Origin of the sequence: Arthrobacter sp. QXT-31 (assembly GCF_001969265.1) — a bacterium.
Taxonomy (GTDB): domain Bacteria; phylum Actinomycetota; class Actinomycetes; order Actinomycetales; family Micrococcaceae; genus Arthrobacter.
On sequence record NZ_CP019304.1, the window covers coordinates 4202414 to 4217842 of the forward strand.

General features: G+C 65.6%; 18 protein-coding genes, 1 pseudogene and 1 riboswitch. Of the genes and pseudogenes, 16 read left to right on the forward strand and 3 right to left on the reverse strand.

Annotated elements, in window-relative coordinates:
* Positions 1 to 14: 14 nt before the first annotated feature.
* Positions 15 to 1826, reverse strand: a complete 1812-nt coding sequence (gene thiC, locus BWQ92_RS19090; RefSeq protein WP_076802232.1) for a phosphomethylpyrimidine synthase ThiC — start codon at positions 1824 to 1826, stop codon at positions 15 to 17.
* A riboswitch (TPP riboswitch) is annotated at positions 1822 to 1929 on the reverse strand. (Overlaps the previous gene by 5 nt.)
* A gap of 76 nt (positions 1930 to 2005) precedes the next feature.
* Between thiC and BWQ92_RS19095 the strand changes: the two genes are divergently transcribed.
* The 14 genes and pseudogenes from BWQ92_RS19095 to BWQ92_RS19160 all read left to right on the forward strand — a co-directional run.
* On the forward strand, positions 2006 to 3094 hold the full coding sequence (locus BWQ92_RS19095; RefSeq protein ID WP_076802235.1) for an amidohydrolase family protein: 1089 nt from the start codon (positions 2006 to 2008) through the stop codon (positions 3092 to 3094).
* A gap of 110 nt (positions 3095 to 3204) precedes the next feature.
* Positions 3205 to 4080 (forward strand): VOC family protein, encoded by an 876-nt coding sequence (locus BWQ92_RS19100; RefSeq protein WP_076802237.1) that lies wholly within the window; start codon positions 3205 to 3207, stop codon positions 4078 to 4080.
* Positions 4081 to 4253: 173 nt separating this feature from the next.
* Entirely contained in the window at positions 4254 to 4688 is a 435-nt protein-coding gene (locus BWQ92_RS19105; protein WP_076802239.1) for a hypothetical protein, read from the forward strand.
* 194 nt (positions 4689 to 4882) lie between these two features.
* A complete protein-coding gene (rpsP, locus tag BWQ92_RS19110) occupies positions 4883 to 5296 on the forward strand; it encodes a 30S ribosomal protein S16 (RefSeq protein WP_003806059.1) in 414 nt (137 codons plus the stop codon).
* Between the two features lies 1 nt (position 5297).
* On the forward strand, positions 5298 to 5540 hold the full coding sequence (locus BWQ92_RS19115) for an RNA-binding protein (protein ID WP_076802241.1): 243 nt from the start codon (positions 5298 to 5300) through the stop codon (positions 5538 to 5540).
* Positions 5541 to 5684: 144 nt separating this feature from the next.
* Positions 5685 to 6266 (forward strand): ribosome maturation factor RimM, encoded by a 582-nt coding sequence (gene rimM, locus BWQ92_RS19120; RefSeq protein WP_157365205.1) that lies wholly within the window; start codon positions 5685 to 5687, stop codon positions 6264 to 6266.
* Positions 6267 to 7055: a tRNA (guanosine(37)-N1)-methyltransferase TrmD gene (gene trmD / locus BWQ92_RS19125; protein ID WP_076802245.1), complete on the forward strand. Its 789-nt coding sequence runs from the start codon at positions 6267 to 6269 to the stop codon at positions 7053 to 7055. It begins immediately after the preceding gene.
* Positions 7056 to 7267: 212 nt separating this feature from the next.
* Positions 7268 to 7627, forward strand: coding sequence for a 50S ribosomal protein L19 (gene rplS, locus BWQ92_RS19130; protein WP_076802247.1), 360 nt, complete (start codon positions 7268 to 7270; stop codon positions 7625 to 7627).
* Between the two features lie 85 nt (positions 7628 to 7712).
* On the forward strand, positions 7713 to 8393 hold the full coding sequence (gene lepB, locus BWQ92_RS19135) for a signal peptidase I (RefSeq protein WP_076802249.1): 681 nt from the start codon (positions 7713 to 7715) through the stop codon (positions 8391 to 8393).
* Entirely contained in the window at positions 8394 to 9221 is an 828-nt protein-coding gene (gene lepB / locus BWQ92_RS19140; protein ID WP_076802252.1) for a signal peptidase I, read from the forward strand.
* A 2-nt stretch (positions 9222 to 9223) separates the two neighbouring features.
* Positions 9224 to 9895 (forward strand): ribonuclease HII, encoded by a 672-nt coding sequence (locus BWQ92_RS19145; protein WP_076802255.1) that lies wholly within the window; start codon positions 9224 to 9226, stop codon positions 9893 to 9895.
* Between the two features lie 61 nt (positions 9896 to 9956).
* Complete coding sequence (locus tag BWQ92_RS19150; protein WP_003806068.1) at positions 9957 to 10283, forward strand: DUF2469 domain-containing protein; 327 nt, start codon at positions 9957 to 9959, stop codon at positions 10281 to 10283.
* A 138-nt stretch (positions 10284 to 10421) separates the two neighbouring features.
* Complete coding sequence (locus tag BWQ92_RS19155) at positions 10422 to 10778, forward strand: YraN family protein (protein ID WP_076803835.1); 357 nt, start codon at positions 10422 to 10424, stop codon at positions 10776 to 10778.
* Positions 10778 to 11461, forward strand: a pseudogene (locus BWQ92_RS19160) (magnesium chelatase domain-containing protein); the annotation flags it as partial. The gene BWQ92_RS19155 and the pseudogene BWQ92_RS19160, both read left to right, overlap by 1 nt.
* A 551-nt stretch (positions 11462 to 12012) precedes the next feature.
* Here BWQ92_RS19160 and merB read toward each other — a convergent pair.
* The gene (merB, locus tag BWQ92_RS19165; protein WP_076802257.1) at positions 12013 to 12666 is read right to left on the reverse strand and encodes an organomercurial lyase MerB; all 654 of its coding nucleotides are present in this window, start codon (positions 12664 to 12666) and stop codon (positions 12013 to 12015) included.
* 44 nt (positions 12667 to 12710) lie between these two features.
* A complete protein-coding gene (gene merA / locus BWQ92_RS19170) occupies positions 12711 to 14153 on the reverse strand; it encodes a mercury(II) reductase (RefSeq protein ID WP_076802260.1) in 1443 nt (480 codons plus the stop codon).
* 186 nt (positions 14154 to 14339) lie between these two features.
* Between merA and BWQ92_RS19175 the strand changes: the two genes are divergently transcribed.
* Entirely contained in the window at positions 14340 to 14729 is a 390-nt protein-coding gene (locus tag BWQ92_RS19175) for a heavy metal-responsive transcriptional regulator (RefSeq protein ID WP_076802262.1), read from the forward strand.
* A 158-nt stretch (positions 14730 to 14887) separates the two neighbouring features.
* Positions 14888 to 15292, forward strand: a complete 405-nt coding sequence (locus BWQ92_RS19180; RefSeq protein WP_076802264.1) for a hypothetical protein — start codon at positions 14888 to 14890, stop codon at positions 15290 to 15292.
* The last annotated feature ends 137 nt before the right edge of the window (positions 15293 to 15429 follow it).

Below are 15429 nucleotides of genomic sequence, written 5' to 3' on the forward strand. Positions count from 1 at the left end.
GGTGAGGGAGGCCGTTACTGGCGGGTTGACTCGGGGAGCCGCAGCTCCGGCAGGTACACCTTCCCGCCGGCGGCGAGGAACTCCTCGCTCTTCTCGCGCATGCCCTCCGCCATCTCTGCGAGGGCGGCCTGCGCTTCGGCGGAGCCGTACTCATTCCGGATGTCCTGGCTGATCCGCATGGAGCAGAACTTGGGGCCGCACATCGAACAGAAGTGCGCCGTCTTGGCAGGTTCCGCGGGCAGCGTCTCGTCGTGGAAGGATTCGGCAGTCACCGGATCCAGCGACAGTGCGAACTGGTCGCGCCACCGGAACTCGAACCGGGCCTTGGACAGCGCATCGTCGCGTTCGTGCGCGCCGGGGTGGCCCTTGGCAAGGTCGGCGGCGTGGGCGGCGATCTTGTAGGTGATGACGCCGGTCTTCACGTCATCCTTGTTGGGCAGGCCCAGGTGTTCCTTGGGGGTGACGTAGCACAGCATGGCCGTGCCGTAGCGGGCGATTTCCGTGGCGCCGATGGCCGAGGTGATGTGGTCGTAGCCAGGGGCAACATCGGTGACCAGCGGGCCCAGCGTGTAGAAGGGCGCCCCCTTACAGAGCTCCTGCTGGCGCTCCACATTCTCACGCACCAGGTGGAACGGGATGTGGCCCGGTCCCTCCACCATGACCTGCACGTCGTACTCCCAGGCCCGCTGGGTCAGCTCAGCCAGGGTGTCCAGTTCGGCGAACTGCGCGGCGTCGTTGGCGTCCGCCGTCGCGCCGGGCCGCAGGCCGTCACCCAGTGAGAAGGCGACGTCGTACTTCGCGAAGATCTCGCAGAGCTCGTCAAAGTGGGTGTACAGGAAGTTTTCCTGGTGGTGGGCAAGGCACCAGCCGGCCATGATGGAACCGCCGCGGGAGACGATGCCGGTCACACGGTTCGCTGTCAGGGGCACGTACCGGAGCAGCACGCCGGCGTGGATGGTCATGTAGTCCACGCCCTGCTCGCACTGTTCGATGACCGTGTCACGGAAGATCTCCCAGGTCAGCGCGTTCGCCTCGCCGTTGACCTTTTCCAGCGCCTGGTAGATCGGCACCGTGCCGATCGGCACGGGGGAGTTGCGGATGATCCACTCGCGCGTGGTGTGGATGTCGTCGCCGGTGGACAGGTCCATCACGGTGTCCGCACCCCACTGGGTGGCCCACTGCAGCTTGTCCACCTCTTCCGCGATGGAGCTGGTAACGGCCGAGTTGCCGATGTTGGCATTGATCTTCACCAGGAACGCCTTGCCGATGATCATGGGTTCGGACTCAGGGTGGTTGATGTTGCTGGGGATGATGGCCCGTCCGGCGGCGAGTTCGCTGCGGACGAGTTCCACGTCGCAGTTCTCACGGAGGGCCACGAAGCGCATCTCGGGAGTGATGGTGCCCTGACGCGCATAGTGCATCTGCGTCACGGTCCTGCCTTCAGCCGCACGGCGGGGCACCGGCCTGGCGCCCTTCCATTCGGCGGAAGCCGCGCCGCGGCGCACGGCTGACTTGCCGTCGTCGAGCAGGTTCCGCTCGCGGCCGTCATAGGTCTCCGTGTCTTCGCGCGCCGCAATCCATTCCGCACGGAACGGGGCGAGGCCCACCACCGGGTCGCTGCCCGGACCGGCCGTGCGGTAAACGCGCAGCGGCTCGTTCTGCTCGCCGTTGGGGGAGGGCTCCAGGGCGATTTCCGTTACCGGAACCCGCAGCCCGTCTCCTTCCAGGTAAGCCAGTGAATGGGACTTCAGCGACTGCGTGACGGCTGCGTCATTCTGGGCTGATTCATTTTGGGCAGGGCTCAGCTGTGATTTCTGGGTGCTCAATTTACTGCTCACTTCCTTCGCCGGCATTACCCGGACAGGTTCGACGGTCGCAGGCTGCGTCAGCCTGATCTCAGCCCCTGCAAGGGCACCCGTGTGGTCGTTAGACGAAGCTACCACAGCCCCGATTGCCCCTGTCCATCTGTGAAGGGCCCGGTGCGGCGGCCAATTAAGCTGGAACCATGGCGCACATCATCGAATTCAGCGGACCCGTGCTCACTGCGGCGGATGAGGAACGCCGCGGGCTCTGGGCCGTTGACGGGAAACTGACGTTCAATCCGCCGGGCCGGCGGGCGGACACCGTCCTGGATGGCTGGGTCCTGCCCGGATTCGTTGATGCCCACTGCCACATCGGGCTGGGCCCGGCGGGTGCCGTGGACGACGACGTGGCGTATGAGCAGGCGATAACTGACCGCAACGCCGGAACGCTGCTGGTGCGCGACGCCGGCGCCGTGAGCGACACGCGCTGGCTGCAGCAGCGGCCTGATGCGCCCCGGATCATCCGGGCCGGCCGGCATGTTGCCAGGTCCCGCCGCTACCTTCGCAACTTCGCCGTCGAAGTTGAACCCGAAGGCCTCGTGGAGGCCGTGCGCAAACAGGCACGGGAGGGGGACGGCTGGGTCAAGCTGGTGGGGGACTGGATCGACCGCACGGCCGGCGACCTCGCGCCGTCCTTCCCTGCCGCTGCCGTGCGGGACGCCGTCCGGGCCGCCCACGACGAGGGCGCCAGGGTCACGGCCCACTGCTTCGGCGAGGACACCCTGGATGACATGCTGGACGCCGGCATCGACTGCATTGAGCACGCCACAGGGCTCCTGCCCAGGCACATTCCCCGCTTCGCCGAGCAGCAGGTGCCGATCGTTCCCACACTCATCAACATCGCCACCTTCCCCGATATCGCAGCCCAGGCCGAGCCAAAGTTCCCGCGGTATGCCGAGCACATGCGCTCACTCTGGGCCCGCCGCCGCGAGCGGATCATGGAAGCCTATGAGGCCGGCGTCGAAATTTATGCGGGAACTGATGCCGGCAGCGTGATCCGCCACGGCCGCATCGCCGACGAAATCCTTGAACTCCACGCCGCCGGGCTCCCGGCAGCAGCGGCTCTGGACGCCGCCTGCTGGCGTGCACGCCGCTGGCTCGGAGCGGAGGGCGTGGCCGAAGGGGCAGGCGCCGACGTTGTGCTCTGCCGGGAAGATCCGCGTGCCGTGCCGGAGACCATCCGGAACCTCAGCCACGTGGTTCTGCGGGGCAGGACTGTTCACTCGGGATAGGACCCGGGAGGACTAGGAATAAGAGGACTAGGAATAAATTGAAGCTTCAAGTAATTTAGATATGTAGAGGCTGCCGAAATCCGGCGGTCCGGACATTTCGGGAGTATTCAATGACAGCAGCAGACAGCAGCCAGGATTTGCTTCCTGCCGACCTCGCGATGGGCACCGTCATGCTCAAGGTGGGCGACATGAAGCTCATGACCGACTACTACCAGCGCGCCCTTGGCCTCGACGTCGTTGCCGAGCAGGACGGCGGCCTCTACCTCGGCCGGCTGAAGACGCCGCTGGTGCACCTCGCTCCCGCTCCGGGCCTCAACATCCCCGGCCGCGGCGAGGCCGGCCTCTTCCACACCGCGCTCCTGTTCGAGGACCGGCCCTCCCTTGCCGCCACCATTGCCAGTGCGGCCCAGTACGAGCCGCAGTCCTTCGTGGGCAGTGCCGACCATCTGGTGAGTGAGGCGTTCTATTTCACCGATCCGGAAGGCAACGGGATCGAACTTTACTGGGACCGCCCGCGCGAAGCCTGGTCCTGGGACGGCAAAAACGTTGTCATGGACAACGTGGCACTGCCGCCGCAGAAGTACCTGCATGATCACCTCACGCAGGAATCCGTGACGGGGCAGCGCGCCGCCGGAGCCGAGGTGGGGCACGTCCACCTGCAGGTGGGCGACGTGCAGTCCGCCCACGACTTCTATGTCGGCACCCTCGGATTCGAAAAGACCGCGGGCTGGCACGGCCAGGCGCTCTTTGTGTCGGCTGGCGGCTACCACCACCACATGGCCATGAACGTCTGGAACAGCCGCGGCGCCGGGCCGCGCCGTGACACCCTGGGTCTCGGCGAGGTCCTCATCGAGGTCCCCTCGGGCGACGACGTCGGCGCCCTTGCCGACCGCCTCAAGGTCGCCGGCGTCGAATCGCACCACACGGGCGCCGAGCTCCGCTTCGAGGATCCGTGGCGGAACCGGCTCCGCGTCGCTGTTAAATAAGGGCCGCTGTCCGATAAGCGCCGCCGTTTGGTAAACCCCGCCGTTCGATGAACGCCGCTGTTCGAAAATAGGGTTCGCTGAGTCCGGTGCACCCGGTTGGGTTAGGCTGACATTCGAAGGGCCCGGCGCGGCAGCTGCCGGGCATGCACCGCCGACGGAATGAGGACGAATTCATGGGCTTCACCGAAGTGTTTGTCGCCACCCACAATGATGCCCTCAAGCGGGCAGAGGCGCTGGAAGGCGGCGCTGCTGCCGGAGACGGCATCCGAATCACCGGCATCAGTGATTTTGAGATCGAACAGCTCGGCGACCTCGCCGGCGCTGCGGTGCACGCCGCCGGCGCCGACTACGAGCTCGCCATGGTGGACGTGGCCAGCGACTCCCTGCTCGGCGTGCCCGCGGCGATGGTCCGGACGCTGGCCGAGCTCCTCACCTATGAGTCCGAGGGTGAGGGCAACGTTCTGGACGACGTGGCCGAACGCTGGGCGGCCCAGGACGACATGCCGTTCGGCGCCGGGGAAGCCCGGAAGTACGTTCAGCAGCTGGCGGAGCTGGCCGGTACCGTGGATGAAGCCAGCAGGACCGGCCTCTACGTCTGGTCTTCCTAGCGCGCAATGAGACCGGCGTCCGCATGTCAAGTCGAAATAACGCGGACGATCTGGCACAATGAACAGGTACTCGATCTGCGTGGCCCCTCTCTCCGCGTCTGGATCCTGTCCTTTTCGAACCCCCAAGTACGGCCCGCCCCACGGGTGCAGAACGCGGGTTCAACCCCGTTTCAGAAACAGGAGTGACCACAAAAGTGGCCGTAAAGATTCGCCTCAAGCGCTTCGGTAAGATGCGCGCACCGTACTACCGCATCGTTGTCGCCGACTCGCGCACCAAGCGCGATGGCCGTGCCATCGAAGAGATCGGCAAGTACCACCCCACCGAGGAGCCCTCGTACATCGAGGTCGACTCCGAACGTGCACAGTACTGGCTGTCCGTCGGCGCCCAGCCGTCGGAGCAGGTTGCTGCGATCCTCAAGATCACCGGTGACTGGCAGAAGTTCAAGGGTCTGCCGGGCCAGGAAGGCACCCTGAAGACCAAGGCCGACAAGGAAGCATTCGTTGCTCCGGAGAAGGGTTCCGTGATCATCCCGGAAGCCATCACCAAGAAGGCCAAGGCATCGGAAGCCCCCGCCGAGGCTGAAGCAGAGACCACCGAGGCTGAGTAAGTTGCTGGCAGAAGCGCTCGAACACCTTGTCCGCGGCATTGTCGACTCCCCTGAGGACGTCAAGGTCAGTGCCAAGAACAACCGCCGCGGGGATACCCTCGAGGTGCGCGTTCACCAGGAAGACCTCGGACGGGTAATCGGACGCCAGGGACGCACCGCGCGTGCACTGCGCACGGTCGTGGCTGCACTGGCGGATGGCGAGCAGGTGCGGGTCGACGTCGTCGACACCGACCGCCGCCGGTAACGCGCCTGCAACGCTTGTCCTAATGTCCGGCCCCTCCACCAGCTAACGGTGGAGGGGCCGGACTGCTTTGGGCCTGGCCCCGCGATGGCCAGCACGCCCGCACAGTCATAACCATGCATCGACATGCATCAAACAGAGGAACACATGCAGCTTCAGGTGGCCCGTATCGGCAAGCCCCACGGAATCCGCGGCGAGGTGACCGTCCAGGTGCTCACCGACGCGCCCGAGGACCGGTTCGTCCCCGGCACCGAGTTTGTGGTGGAGCCGGCCTCGGCCGGGCCGCTCACCGTGCGCAGTGCCCGCTGGAACAAGGACATCCTCCTGCTCGGCTTCCAGGAGGTCGCTGACCGCAACCGGGCGGAGACCCTGCGCGGCGCCAAGCTGTTCATCGAGACCGAAGAGCTTGACGAGGACGACGACGAAGGCTGGTACGAGCACGAGCTCGTCGGCCTTGAGGCCCGCGTCGGTTCGCAGCCCGTGGGTAAGGTCACCGCCCTAAACACCATGCCGGTGCAGGACCTGCTCGTCGTGGAAACCCCCGACGGCAAGGAAATCCTCATCCCGTTCGTGGAGCAGATCGTCCCGGAAGTGAACATCGAGGAGGGCTATGTCCTGCTCACTCCGCCGGCAGGCCTGTTCGAGATCAACGAGGAAGGCGGGGAGGACCCGGAGACCCGGGGCCGGGACACCGCCGAGGACGACGCCGAGCCGGAGGCCAAAGCGTAGATGAGGATCGACGTCGTCAGCATCTTTCCCGAGTACCTGGCACCGCTGGAACTGTCGCTCATCGGAAAGGCCCGCCAGGACGGGCTGCTGGACCTGAATGTGCACGATCTGCGCACCTTCACCACCGACCGCCACCGCACCGTTGACGACACCCCCTACGGCGGCGGCGCCGGCATGGTGATGAAGGCCGAGCCGTGGGCGCAGGCGCTGGAGTCAGTGGCGGCTGCCCGGCCGGCCGGCGCGGCCAAGCCCGTGCTGATCGTGCCCTCCCCGGCGGGGGAGCGCTTTAACCAGGAGCTGGCGTACGAGCTTGCCGAGGAGGAGCAGCTCGTGTTCGCCTGCGGGCGGTACGAGGGCATTGACGAGCGCGTCATCGAATGGGCGGCGGAACACTTCACCGTCCGCCCGGTCAGCCTCGGCGACTATGTCCTCAACGGCGGTGAAGTGGCCGTCCTGGCCATGGTGGAAGCCATCGGCAGGCTGCTCCCCGGCGTCGTGGGGAACCCCGAATCGCTCGTTGAAGAGTCGCACTCGGACGGCCTGCTGGAGTACCCGGTGTACACCAAGCCGTCGGTCTGGCGCGACCGGGAGGTTCCGGCCGTCCTGCTCAGCGGCAACCACGGCAAGATTGCGCAGTGGCGGCGGCACGAGCAGTACCGCAGGACGGCGGAACGCCGTCCTGACCTGCTCGAAACGTTCGACGCCGGGTCGCTGCCCCGCGCAGACCGTACCGCTCTCGCTGACCTGGGGTACGACGTCGTCGACGGTCACCTGAGGCGCCGGGATTAACCAATTCGTGCCACATATGGCAAAATTAGTCCTTGTGTCTGCTGGGTCCGCGCCTGCCACAGGGGGAGCGTAGCCAACAGCAAGACACCCCGGTGCTGCCAAACGGTGGCGGGACCGGACTTCAACACTTCGGCGGCGATTCCCGGAATTCTTCGGGCTTGGCCGCCGTGACCCAAAGTGGATGACCTGTGGCGTTCACCAGGAGTGGATCAATGCATATCCTCGATTCCGTAGATGCAGCCTCGCTGCGCACTGACGTTCCCGAGTTCCGCGCGGGTGACACCCTCAAGGTTCACGTGAACATCATCGAAGGCAAGAACTCCCGTGTCCAGGTGTTCCAGGGCTTCGTCCTGGGCCGCCAGGGTGACGGCATCCGCGAGACCTTCACCGTCCGCAAGGTTTCCTTCGGTGTCGGTGTTGAGCGTACCTTCCCGGTGCACTCCCCGATCATCGAAAAGATCGAGGTTGTCACCAAGGGTGACGTTCGCCGCGCCAAGCTTTACTACATGCGTGCACTGCGCGGTAAGGCCGCGAAGATCAAGGAAAAGCGCGACTTCAGCGCCGCCAAGTAAGTCCGACCGGACTTTCACGGCGGGTCCCCAGCCCGTGTCCGGCCAGCGCCGGAACCATCCGCAACAGCGCCACAGGATACGGACTATGGATCAGACGAAACGCCAGCCAGGGAAACCGGGCTGGCGTTTTGCGTTGCTGGCAGTGCTGGCCGCCGTCCTTATCAGCGGGCTGATCCGCTCCCTCTGGCTGGATGTCTATTACATCCCGTCCGCTTCCATGGAGCCGCTGTTCGGGACCGGCGACAGGATCCTGGTGTCCCGCACCGCCTTCCAGACGGAGCCGATCCGCCGCGGCGACGTCGTTGTGTTCGATGGCCGGGGCTCGTTCGCCCCGCTGAACAGCGGGCAGGGTCCGCTGCAGGAAGCGGCGGCCGCCGCGGGGCACTGGCTGGGACTGACCGGCAGTGATACTACATATGTAAAGCGGGTCATCGGCCTGCCCGGCGACCGCGTGGTCTGTTGCGACGCCGGCAACCGCCTCACAGTCAATGGCCAGCCGCTGGTGGAACCGTATCTGTATCAGGGTGACGCCGCGAGCACGCAAAAGTTCGACGTGACCGTTCCGGAGGGCCGGCTGTGGCTGCTCGGTGACCACCGCTCGGTGTCAGCGGACTCCCGAAGCCTGCTGGGGGCGCCGGGCGGCGGCATGGTGCGGGTGGACCGGGTAATCGGCAGGCCGGTACAGATCATCTGGCCGCTTGATAGATTTGCGTCAGTGGCGCGGCCGCCGTTGGCGGCTCAAACAACAACAAAGGACGGACAGTAGATGCCGGAAATCGATCCCGGGAGTTCAGAGCCGCGGCAGAGTGCTGCGGGGCCGGGACGGCATGCCGCCCAGGAGCCCGTTTCGGAACCGGCAGTGCCCGGCTCCGGTGCGGCATCACCCTCCCGTTCCGGCTCCCGCCGGCAGGAAAAGAGCCGGGACCGCAACCCCCTCCTGCTGTGGCTGAAGGAAATCGCCACGGTGGTGGTGATCGCCGTCGTGCTGTCCTTCCTCATCAAGACCTTCCTCTTCCGGGCCTTCTACATTCCGTCCGAGTCCATGGTGAACACCCTGGACATCAACGACCGCATCTTCGTGAACCTCCTGGTTCCGGAGCCTTTCGCCCTCGAACGCGGCGACGTCGTGGTCTTCAAAGACACCAAGGGCTGGCTGCCGCCCACCCCGCCAAAGGCCGACGGGCCATTCAGCGTCGTGGAGGACGGGCTGACCTTCGTGGGCCTGCTGCCGGACAACTCCGAGCAGCACCTCGTGAAACGGATCATCGGGCTTCCGGGGGACCGCGTCGTCTGCTGTGACGACGGCGGGAAGATCACCGTCAACGGGGCTGCGCTGGACGAGAAATACGTCAACCCGGCCGAAGTCCCGGCCGTGCGCACCTTCGACGTCGTGGTGCCCGAGGGCAAGGTCTGGGTGATGGGGGACAACCGCAACCACTCGGCGGACTCCCGGGCCCACACAGACAGCAACGGCGGCTTCGTGGACATCGCCGATATCGAGGGCAAGGCAGCAGTGATCGCCTGGCCGATGAACCGCTGGGCCGCCCTCGACAACTACCCGGACGTCTTCAAGAATGTCCCCTCGGCAGGTTAGCCATGTCCGTTGCACCCACCCTTGACTACGAGAAGCGCTTCCTGCCCCGCGGTGCGCGGTTCCTGGCCGGCGTCGACGAGGTAGGCCGCGGCGCCCTTGCCGGGCCGGTAAGTGTGGGAATCGCCGTCGTGGACCTGCAGAACATGGAACTGCTCGCCGACGTCCGGGACAGCAAACTGCTCAAGGCGGCGGACCGCGAACGCCTGGATCCCCTGGTGCGGGCCTGGAGCGTTGCCTCCGCCGTCGGACATGCCAGTGCCCGGGAAATCGATGAACTCGGCATCATGGGCGCCCTCCGGACCGCCGGGAACAGGGCCTGGTTTGCGATCCTCGGCGCCGGCATCACCCCTGACGTCGTCCTGCTCGACGGCAGCCACAACTGGCTGTCACCCGCCGTCCAGCCCTCCCTGTTCGATGAGGTCGTGGTGGATCCCGGGTGCGACGCGCCGGTCCATACGCTCGTCAAGGCCGACATGCAGTGCCTCAGCGTCGCTGCCGCGAGCGTCCTTGCCAAGGTCCAACGGGACCGCACCATGCAGTCGCTGCATCTTGAGTTCCCGGACTTCGGCTGGGACGTCAACAAGGGCTACGGCACCTCCGCCCACCGGGAGGCCATCCGGACCCGCGGCCCCAGCCCCTATCACCGGGTGAGCTGGAACCTGCTGACCGAGTAGCGAAGCTGCTGTCCGGGCAGCGTGGTGCGCGGGTTTCCGCCGCATGGTGCAAGATGGAACCATGAGTGCCGAAGACCTTGAGAACTATGAGACCGACATGGAGCTCCAGCTCTACCGGGAGTACCGCGACGTCGTGGGTCTGTTCAGCTATGTGGTCGAGACCGAGCGGCGCTTCTACCTCGCCAACCACGTGGACCTGCAGGCGCGCAGCGCCGACGGTGAGGTGTATTTCGACCTCACGCTCCAGGATGCCTGGGTCTGGGATGTCTACCGTTCAGCGCGGTTCGTGAAGAGCGTCCGGGTCATCACGTTCAAGGACGTCAACGTCGAGGAACTGCCGCGCAACGAGGAACTCGCGCTGCCCAAGGACGTCGACCTCGGCAACTGAGGCTGTTGCTGCTATTTCTGGCTTCGACTGTTCCTCCACACGCGGTCTTTCCCCGATATTCTCCCGGCCTTTCCACATAGCCCAATAGCAGGCTGTTCCGCATGACCCGGCCCCCGCAGGCTGGATGCGGAGGTGGACATGAAAGCCAAGGACATGCTGGGCCGGCGCGGGGAAGAGCTCGCGGCCGAATACCTGGAATCACTGGGAATGCTGATCGTGGAGCGCAACTGGCGCTGCCCCGACGGCGAAATCGACATCGTCGCCCTGGACGGCGATGCCCTCGTGATTGCAGAGGTGAAAACGCGGCGCTCACTCGCCTACGGTCACCCGTTCGAAGCGGTGGGCCCGGACAAGCTCGCCCGCCTGCACCGCCTGGGTTCGGCCTGGTGCCGGGACCATGGGCTGCAGCTGCCCCTGCGCCGGGTGGACGTTATTGCCGTGCTGGACGACGGCGTTGGCGAACCAACCGTTGAGCACCTCAAGGAGGTGCTGTGATGGCCCTGGGGAGAGCCTATTCGGTGGCCCTCGTGGGCCTGAACGGTTACATCGTGGAGGTCGAGGCCGACATCGGCCAGACCCTGCCGGCATTCGTGCTTCTCGGCCTCCCCGATGCTTCCCTCAACGAAGCCAGGGACCGCATCCGCTCGGCGGCGCAGAACTCCGGCATTCCGCTGAGCCGGCGGAAGATCACCGCCAACCTTATTCCGGCGTCGCTTCCCAAGCGCGGTTCCGGTTTCGACCTTGCCATCGCGATGTCGGTGCTGCGGGCAGCGGAGGATATCAGGCCAACGGGGCGCACCGTCTTCATCGCCGAACTGGGACTGGACGGCCGGCTCAGGCCTGTCCGCGGAATCCTTCCGGCCGTGATGTCCGCGGTGCAGGCGGGGTTCCACGACATTGTGGTTGCCCAGGCGAATGTCGCCGAGGCGGAGCTCGTCCCCGGCGCCAGGGTCCTGGGCTACCGGACCCTGGCGCAGCTGGTGTTCGATTTCGGGGCTGACCCGCAGGACCTTGTCCTTGACTTCGACCCGGAAGAGGATTCAGGCGGGACCGAGCCGGTGTCCGTGGACACGCCCGTCCCGGACATGTGTGACGTGTCCGGCCAGGCGGAAGCGCGCTGTGCCCTTGAGGTGGCCGCGGCCGGCGCCCACCATCTGCTGCTGATGGGCCCGCCGGGTCTATGTCCTTAACCATGTATGCGCGGAGCAAACGAGCGGTATCCGACTTGCCGTCAAACATGCGCGCGACACTCATCGGGGAAGCAGCGCCTGCCCGAACCCGGCCGAGTTGCTGCGGTGAGGAAGTTTGTAGCGGGGGTTGACGGCGGAGAGCCAGTGTGGAAGGTCGTGTTCGCGGGCCATGGGCAGGCTGGTCCGCCCCAGCCCGCCCGATGAGAGCCCAGCAGGGCTACTGCTCGGGAGAGCACCGTGAATGGAACGGGAAGCACTAACAGTGCACCACCAACATCAAAGGCCAGACGATTGGCCACGCTGTCTAAGGGGCGTATTAGCGCGCCCTCCGCGTTTCGTCAGGCCGCTGATCCGTCAGGTGAACCTATCCCCTTGAAGCCTAAGCGCGACCCACAGGCCGCATCGCCGGCAGATGTAGGAGTGTTCGGGTCCGAGGGCGTGCAGTCTTTTGCGGGGCATGGTTCGGCCGCAGCAGGAGCAGGTGTATTTGTCGTCCGCTTTCATTGTTCTTGACCGCTTCCCTCACGTGCCTCCGCGTTTCAGCAGCTGCAGCTTTGCAGGCCGTTCGCGGGTTTGCCGGTGGGCTGGGCGAGCAGCTGTTCGGCCATGGCGGAGGCGAGCCGGTAGGCCTCCTCGACGGGGATCACGGTGCCGTCGGGGTGCTTCTCCAGCCACGGCATGGCTTCTTCCGGTGAGGCGAAGAAGTGGACCTGGTTGCAGAAGGACGAACGGACAGAGCCGATGTTCTCCGGGTTGACCAGTGAGACCACGGCGGTGGCAGGCTCAACGCTGGTGACACCGAAACTGTCGACACTCACCCGAACGGGATTACCGGTGGATTTGTAGGTCGATTCGATCTGTGCCGGAGCGCCAAGGAGGGTGGGGAAGATCAGGGTGTCCAGTGCGCACCAGGTGTAGAGCTGTTCGCCGTCCACTTCGAAGTGGTGCTGGGTGGGGCGCTGGGTGAGTCCCTGTCCGACGATCCGGCCTGAGCCGTCGTATTCGGTGTCCGCCATGGCATGCAGGGCGGTGCGGATTTCCTCGATGGTTCGGTCTGTGGCCGCCGCAAGAGTGGCCGTGTCGACGGGCTCGCCTTGAGCGAGGAGTTTCAGCAGCGGAAGCCACAGCCAGGGTTCCATGCCGGTTTCGGATGAGGCGAGGCGCCCGGTGACCTGGTTGACGTCGTTCGTCATTGTCGTTCCTTTGAGTGTCAGTGGCGGTGGGGTAGCTGAAGGGGTCAGGAGGCACAGCAGGAAAGTTTGGAGACGTCGGTGCTGAATGACTGGGCCGCGATTTTGATGCCTTCGGCCATGGTCAGATAGGGGCTCCAGAGGTTCGCCACCTGTTCGACGGTCATTCCGGCTTCAAGGATGTAGACGCCGGCCCCGGCCAGGTTCCCGGCTTCCTTGCCGACCGCGGTGATTCCCACGATCTTTCCGGAGGCGTGGTCGGCGACTATTTTGATGAAACCGCGGGTGTCGCGGTCCACGAGAGCGCGGGGAACGTATTCCAGCGGCAGGACCCGGCATTCGCAGCGGATACCGGCGTCCAGGGCTTCCTTGTCGGTCATGCCGACAGCCGCCAGCGCCGGGCTGGTGAACGTGACACGCGGCAGGTGCCGGTAGTCCACTTCGCTCCCGGCGTCGTTGAAGGCGTTTTCCACCATGATGGATCCATGGGCGGCGGCGACGTAGACGAATTCGCGGTGCCCGGTCACGTCTCCAGCGGCCCAGATCCGAGGGTTGGAGCTGACGAGCGTGTTCTGGACCAGGACCTCGCCGCGGTCTCCGGTTTTGACCCCGACAGTGTCCAGGTTCAGGCCCTCGGTGACGGCGCGGCGGCCGGTGGCGACCAGCAGTTTCGTTGCCCGAAATTCCTCCTGGCCTCCGTCGATGGTGGCTGTGGCGATCACTTCTTCCGCGCCGGGGTCCGTGCGGACGGAGGTCACGGCCGCGCGCCGGACTACGCGGATGCCCTCGTCGGAGAAGACTCCCATTAGGGCACGGGAGGCTTCGGGTTCCTCTGCGGAAGCGAGGCGGGTACGGACCAGCATGGTCACCTTGGATCCGAGTCGGGCGAAGAGTTGTGCCTGTTCCAGGGCGACGTAGCCGCCGCCGAAGACGAGCAGGGACTCGGGCACTTCCTCCAGTTCCATGGCGGTGGTGGAGGTCAGGTAGTCCGCGTCCTGCAGGCCCTCTACCGGCGGCGCCCAGGGGCTCGATCCGGTGGCGACGAGGTAGTGGGCGGCGCGGACCTCGCTGCGGGCACCGTCGGGGCCAGTGACTTCCAGGACCGGTTCCTCGGGGGTGCCGGCGAACGCGGCGGTGCCTTCCCGCAGTTCCCAGCCGTACTCCCCGACCAGGTCCAGGTATTTGTCCGAGCGCATGGTCTGGACCAGGGACCGTTTGCCGTTGATGAGTTCCCTCATGTCCACGGGCCCGGCCGAGGTGCTGATGCCGGGGAATCTGGCGTGCGCCTCGAGCGCCACGTGGCGGGCTTCGGCGACGGCCAGCAGGGCCTTGGAGGGGATGCATCCGGTGTTCACGCAGGTTCCGCCGACGGTGGAACGTTCGATCATCAGGACGCGCTTGCCGAGGTTGGTGGCCCGGATGGCGGCGGCGAAGGCGCCGCCTCCGGAGCCGATAACGGCCAGATCAAAGTCCGTTGCTGCATCAGGCATGGATCCTCCATTGAGTCTTCAGTGAGTGCGCCCGGCAGGCGCATCGTCCTTAGGGTTAGGATGTTGGTTTCAGTCTGCACCTTCCCCTAAGCTGGAAGGTCAAGAGCCCATGGCACCCCCAAAGCCTTCCCTGAAAAGTGGAGGGTTACTGGAGGGCTTTCCAGCGACCTGAAGGAAGGATTCACAATGCGCATCGGTGAAGCTGCAGCCGCCGCGGGCCTGACGACCAAGACGATCAGGTTCTATGAGGGCCGTGGTCTGCTCCCGCCCGCTGAACGCGCGGCCAACGGCTACCGGGACTACGCCCACGACACCGTCAGCCGCCTTGAATTCATTCGCCGCAGCCAGGTGGCCGGGCTGACCCTGGCGCAAATCCAGGACATCCTGAGGATCCGGGACGCCGGCTCCACGCCGTGCTTCCATGTCCGGGACGTGCTGGCACGGCAACTGACGGACCTGGATCGCCAGATCACCGAGATCACAGCCCTTCGGGCCACCGTTGCGCAATACCATGCAGCCGCCGAGTCGGCGGATCCGGAATCCTGCGATCCGGAACGGATTTGCAGTTACCTCTGAGCGGCTGGTCCTCCGCAGGAAGCCTGGCCTAGGATGAGCACGGTGACGAGCCGGAACCTCATCGCATAGAGGGGCTGTCGCCGCCGGAAGACCGTTTCACCGCCAAGGATGTGGACAGTTGTTGGAATCCGACAAACTGTGATGGTTGCGTAGACCAAGTGAGGCGGGCTAATGCCGCCGCATGGTCTCCTGTTGTCGTTCACGGCGTTTACGTCCGTATCTATTTTCCCGATGTTGACGCCATTCTCTCGGCTAGGCACGAGCGCCAGGTCCAGGCCCACCTGGAACAACTGGCCCAGGTCCGGCACAGCGCCGACAGCCCTGAGCGGCAGCTCGAAGCCGTGCTGCAGACATATGCCATGATTTCCTACTCACGCCATGCAGGGGCAGAGGCAGCGCGGCTGCACCAGAGCCAACATGTGAGCCAGGCCCAGAAGCATCTCAACGAATTCCTCACGGAGCTGCTGCGCGACGGCGCTGAGGAAGGGGTTTTCGGCGACGATGTCGCCCCCGACGAGCTCGCCGGCTACTGTCTGCACGCCTTGGGGCGGCGGCCGTGCTGACGTCCCGCGAAGCCGCCCAGCGGCTGGTCAAAGTCACGATCAGCGGATTGCAACCACCGGCGGGGACATCGCATCCGGGACTGCAGGGGAGAGCAGCTGGCAGGTAGCGCCCGGCCGGCAGCCGGCAACGGCGGTCC

Bases quoted from the DNA above. Each gene is read 5' to 3' on its own strand.
- BWQ92_RS19150 (WP_003806068.1), top strand. From the start codon at position 9,957: ATGAGTGCCGAAGACCTTGAGAACTATGAGACCGACATGGAGCTCCAG.
- BWQ92_RS19145 (WP_076802255.1), top strand. From the start codon at position 9,224: ATGTCCGTTGCACCCACCCTTGACTACGAGAAGCGCTTCCTGCCCCGC.
- merB (WP_076802257.1), bottom strand. From the start codon at position 12,666: ATGACGAACGACGTCAACCAGGTCACCGGGCGCCTCGCCTCATCCGAA.
- lepB (WP_076802252.1), top strand. From the start codon at position 8,394: ATGCCGGAAATCGATCCCGGGAGTTCAGAGCCGCGGCAGAGTGCTGCG.
- merA (WP_076802260.1), bottom strand. From the start codon at position 14,153: ATGCCTGATGCAGCAACGGACTTTGATCTGGCCGTTATCGGCTCCGGA.
- BWQ92_RS19095 (WP_076802235.1), top strand. From the start codon at position 2,006: ATGGCGCACATCATCGAATTCAGCGGACCCGTGCTCACTGCGGCGGAT.
- trmD (WP_076802245.1), top strand. From the start codon at position 6,267: ATGAGGATCGACGTCGTCAGCATCTTTCCCGAGTACCTGGCACCGCTG.
- lepB (WP_076802249.1), top strand. From the start codon at position 7,713: ATGGATCAGACGAAACGCCAGCCAGGGAAACCGGGCTGGCGTTTTGCG.
- BWQ92_RS19155 (WP_076803835.1), top strand. From the start codon at position 10,422: ATGAAAGCCAAGGACATGCTGGGCCGGCGCGGGGAAGAGCTCGCGGCC.
- BWQ92_RS19100 (WP_076802237.1), top strand. From the start codon at position 3,205: ATGACAGCAGCAGACAGCAGCCAGGATTTGCTTCCTGCCGACCTCGCG.
- BWQ92_RS19105 (WP_076802239.1), top strand. From the start codon at position 4,254: ATGGGCTTCACCGAAGTGTTTGTCGCCACCCACAATGATGCCCTCAAG.
- rplS (WP_076802247.1), top strand. From the start codon at position 7,268: ATGCATATCCTCGATTCCGTAGATGCAGCCTCGCTGCGCACTGACGTT.
- BWQ92_RS19175 (WP_076802262.1), top strand. From the start codon at position 14,340: ATGCGCATCGGTGAAGCTGCAGCCGCCGCGGGCCTGACGACCAAGACG.
- rimM (WP_157365205.1), top strand. From the start codon at position 5,685: ATGCAGCTTCAGGTGGCCCGTATCGGCAAGCCCCACGGAATCCGCGGC.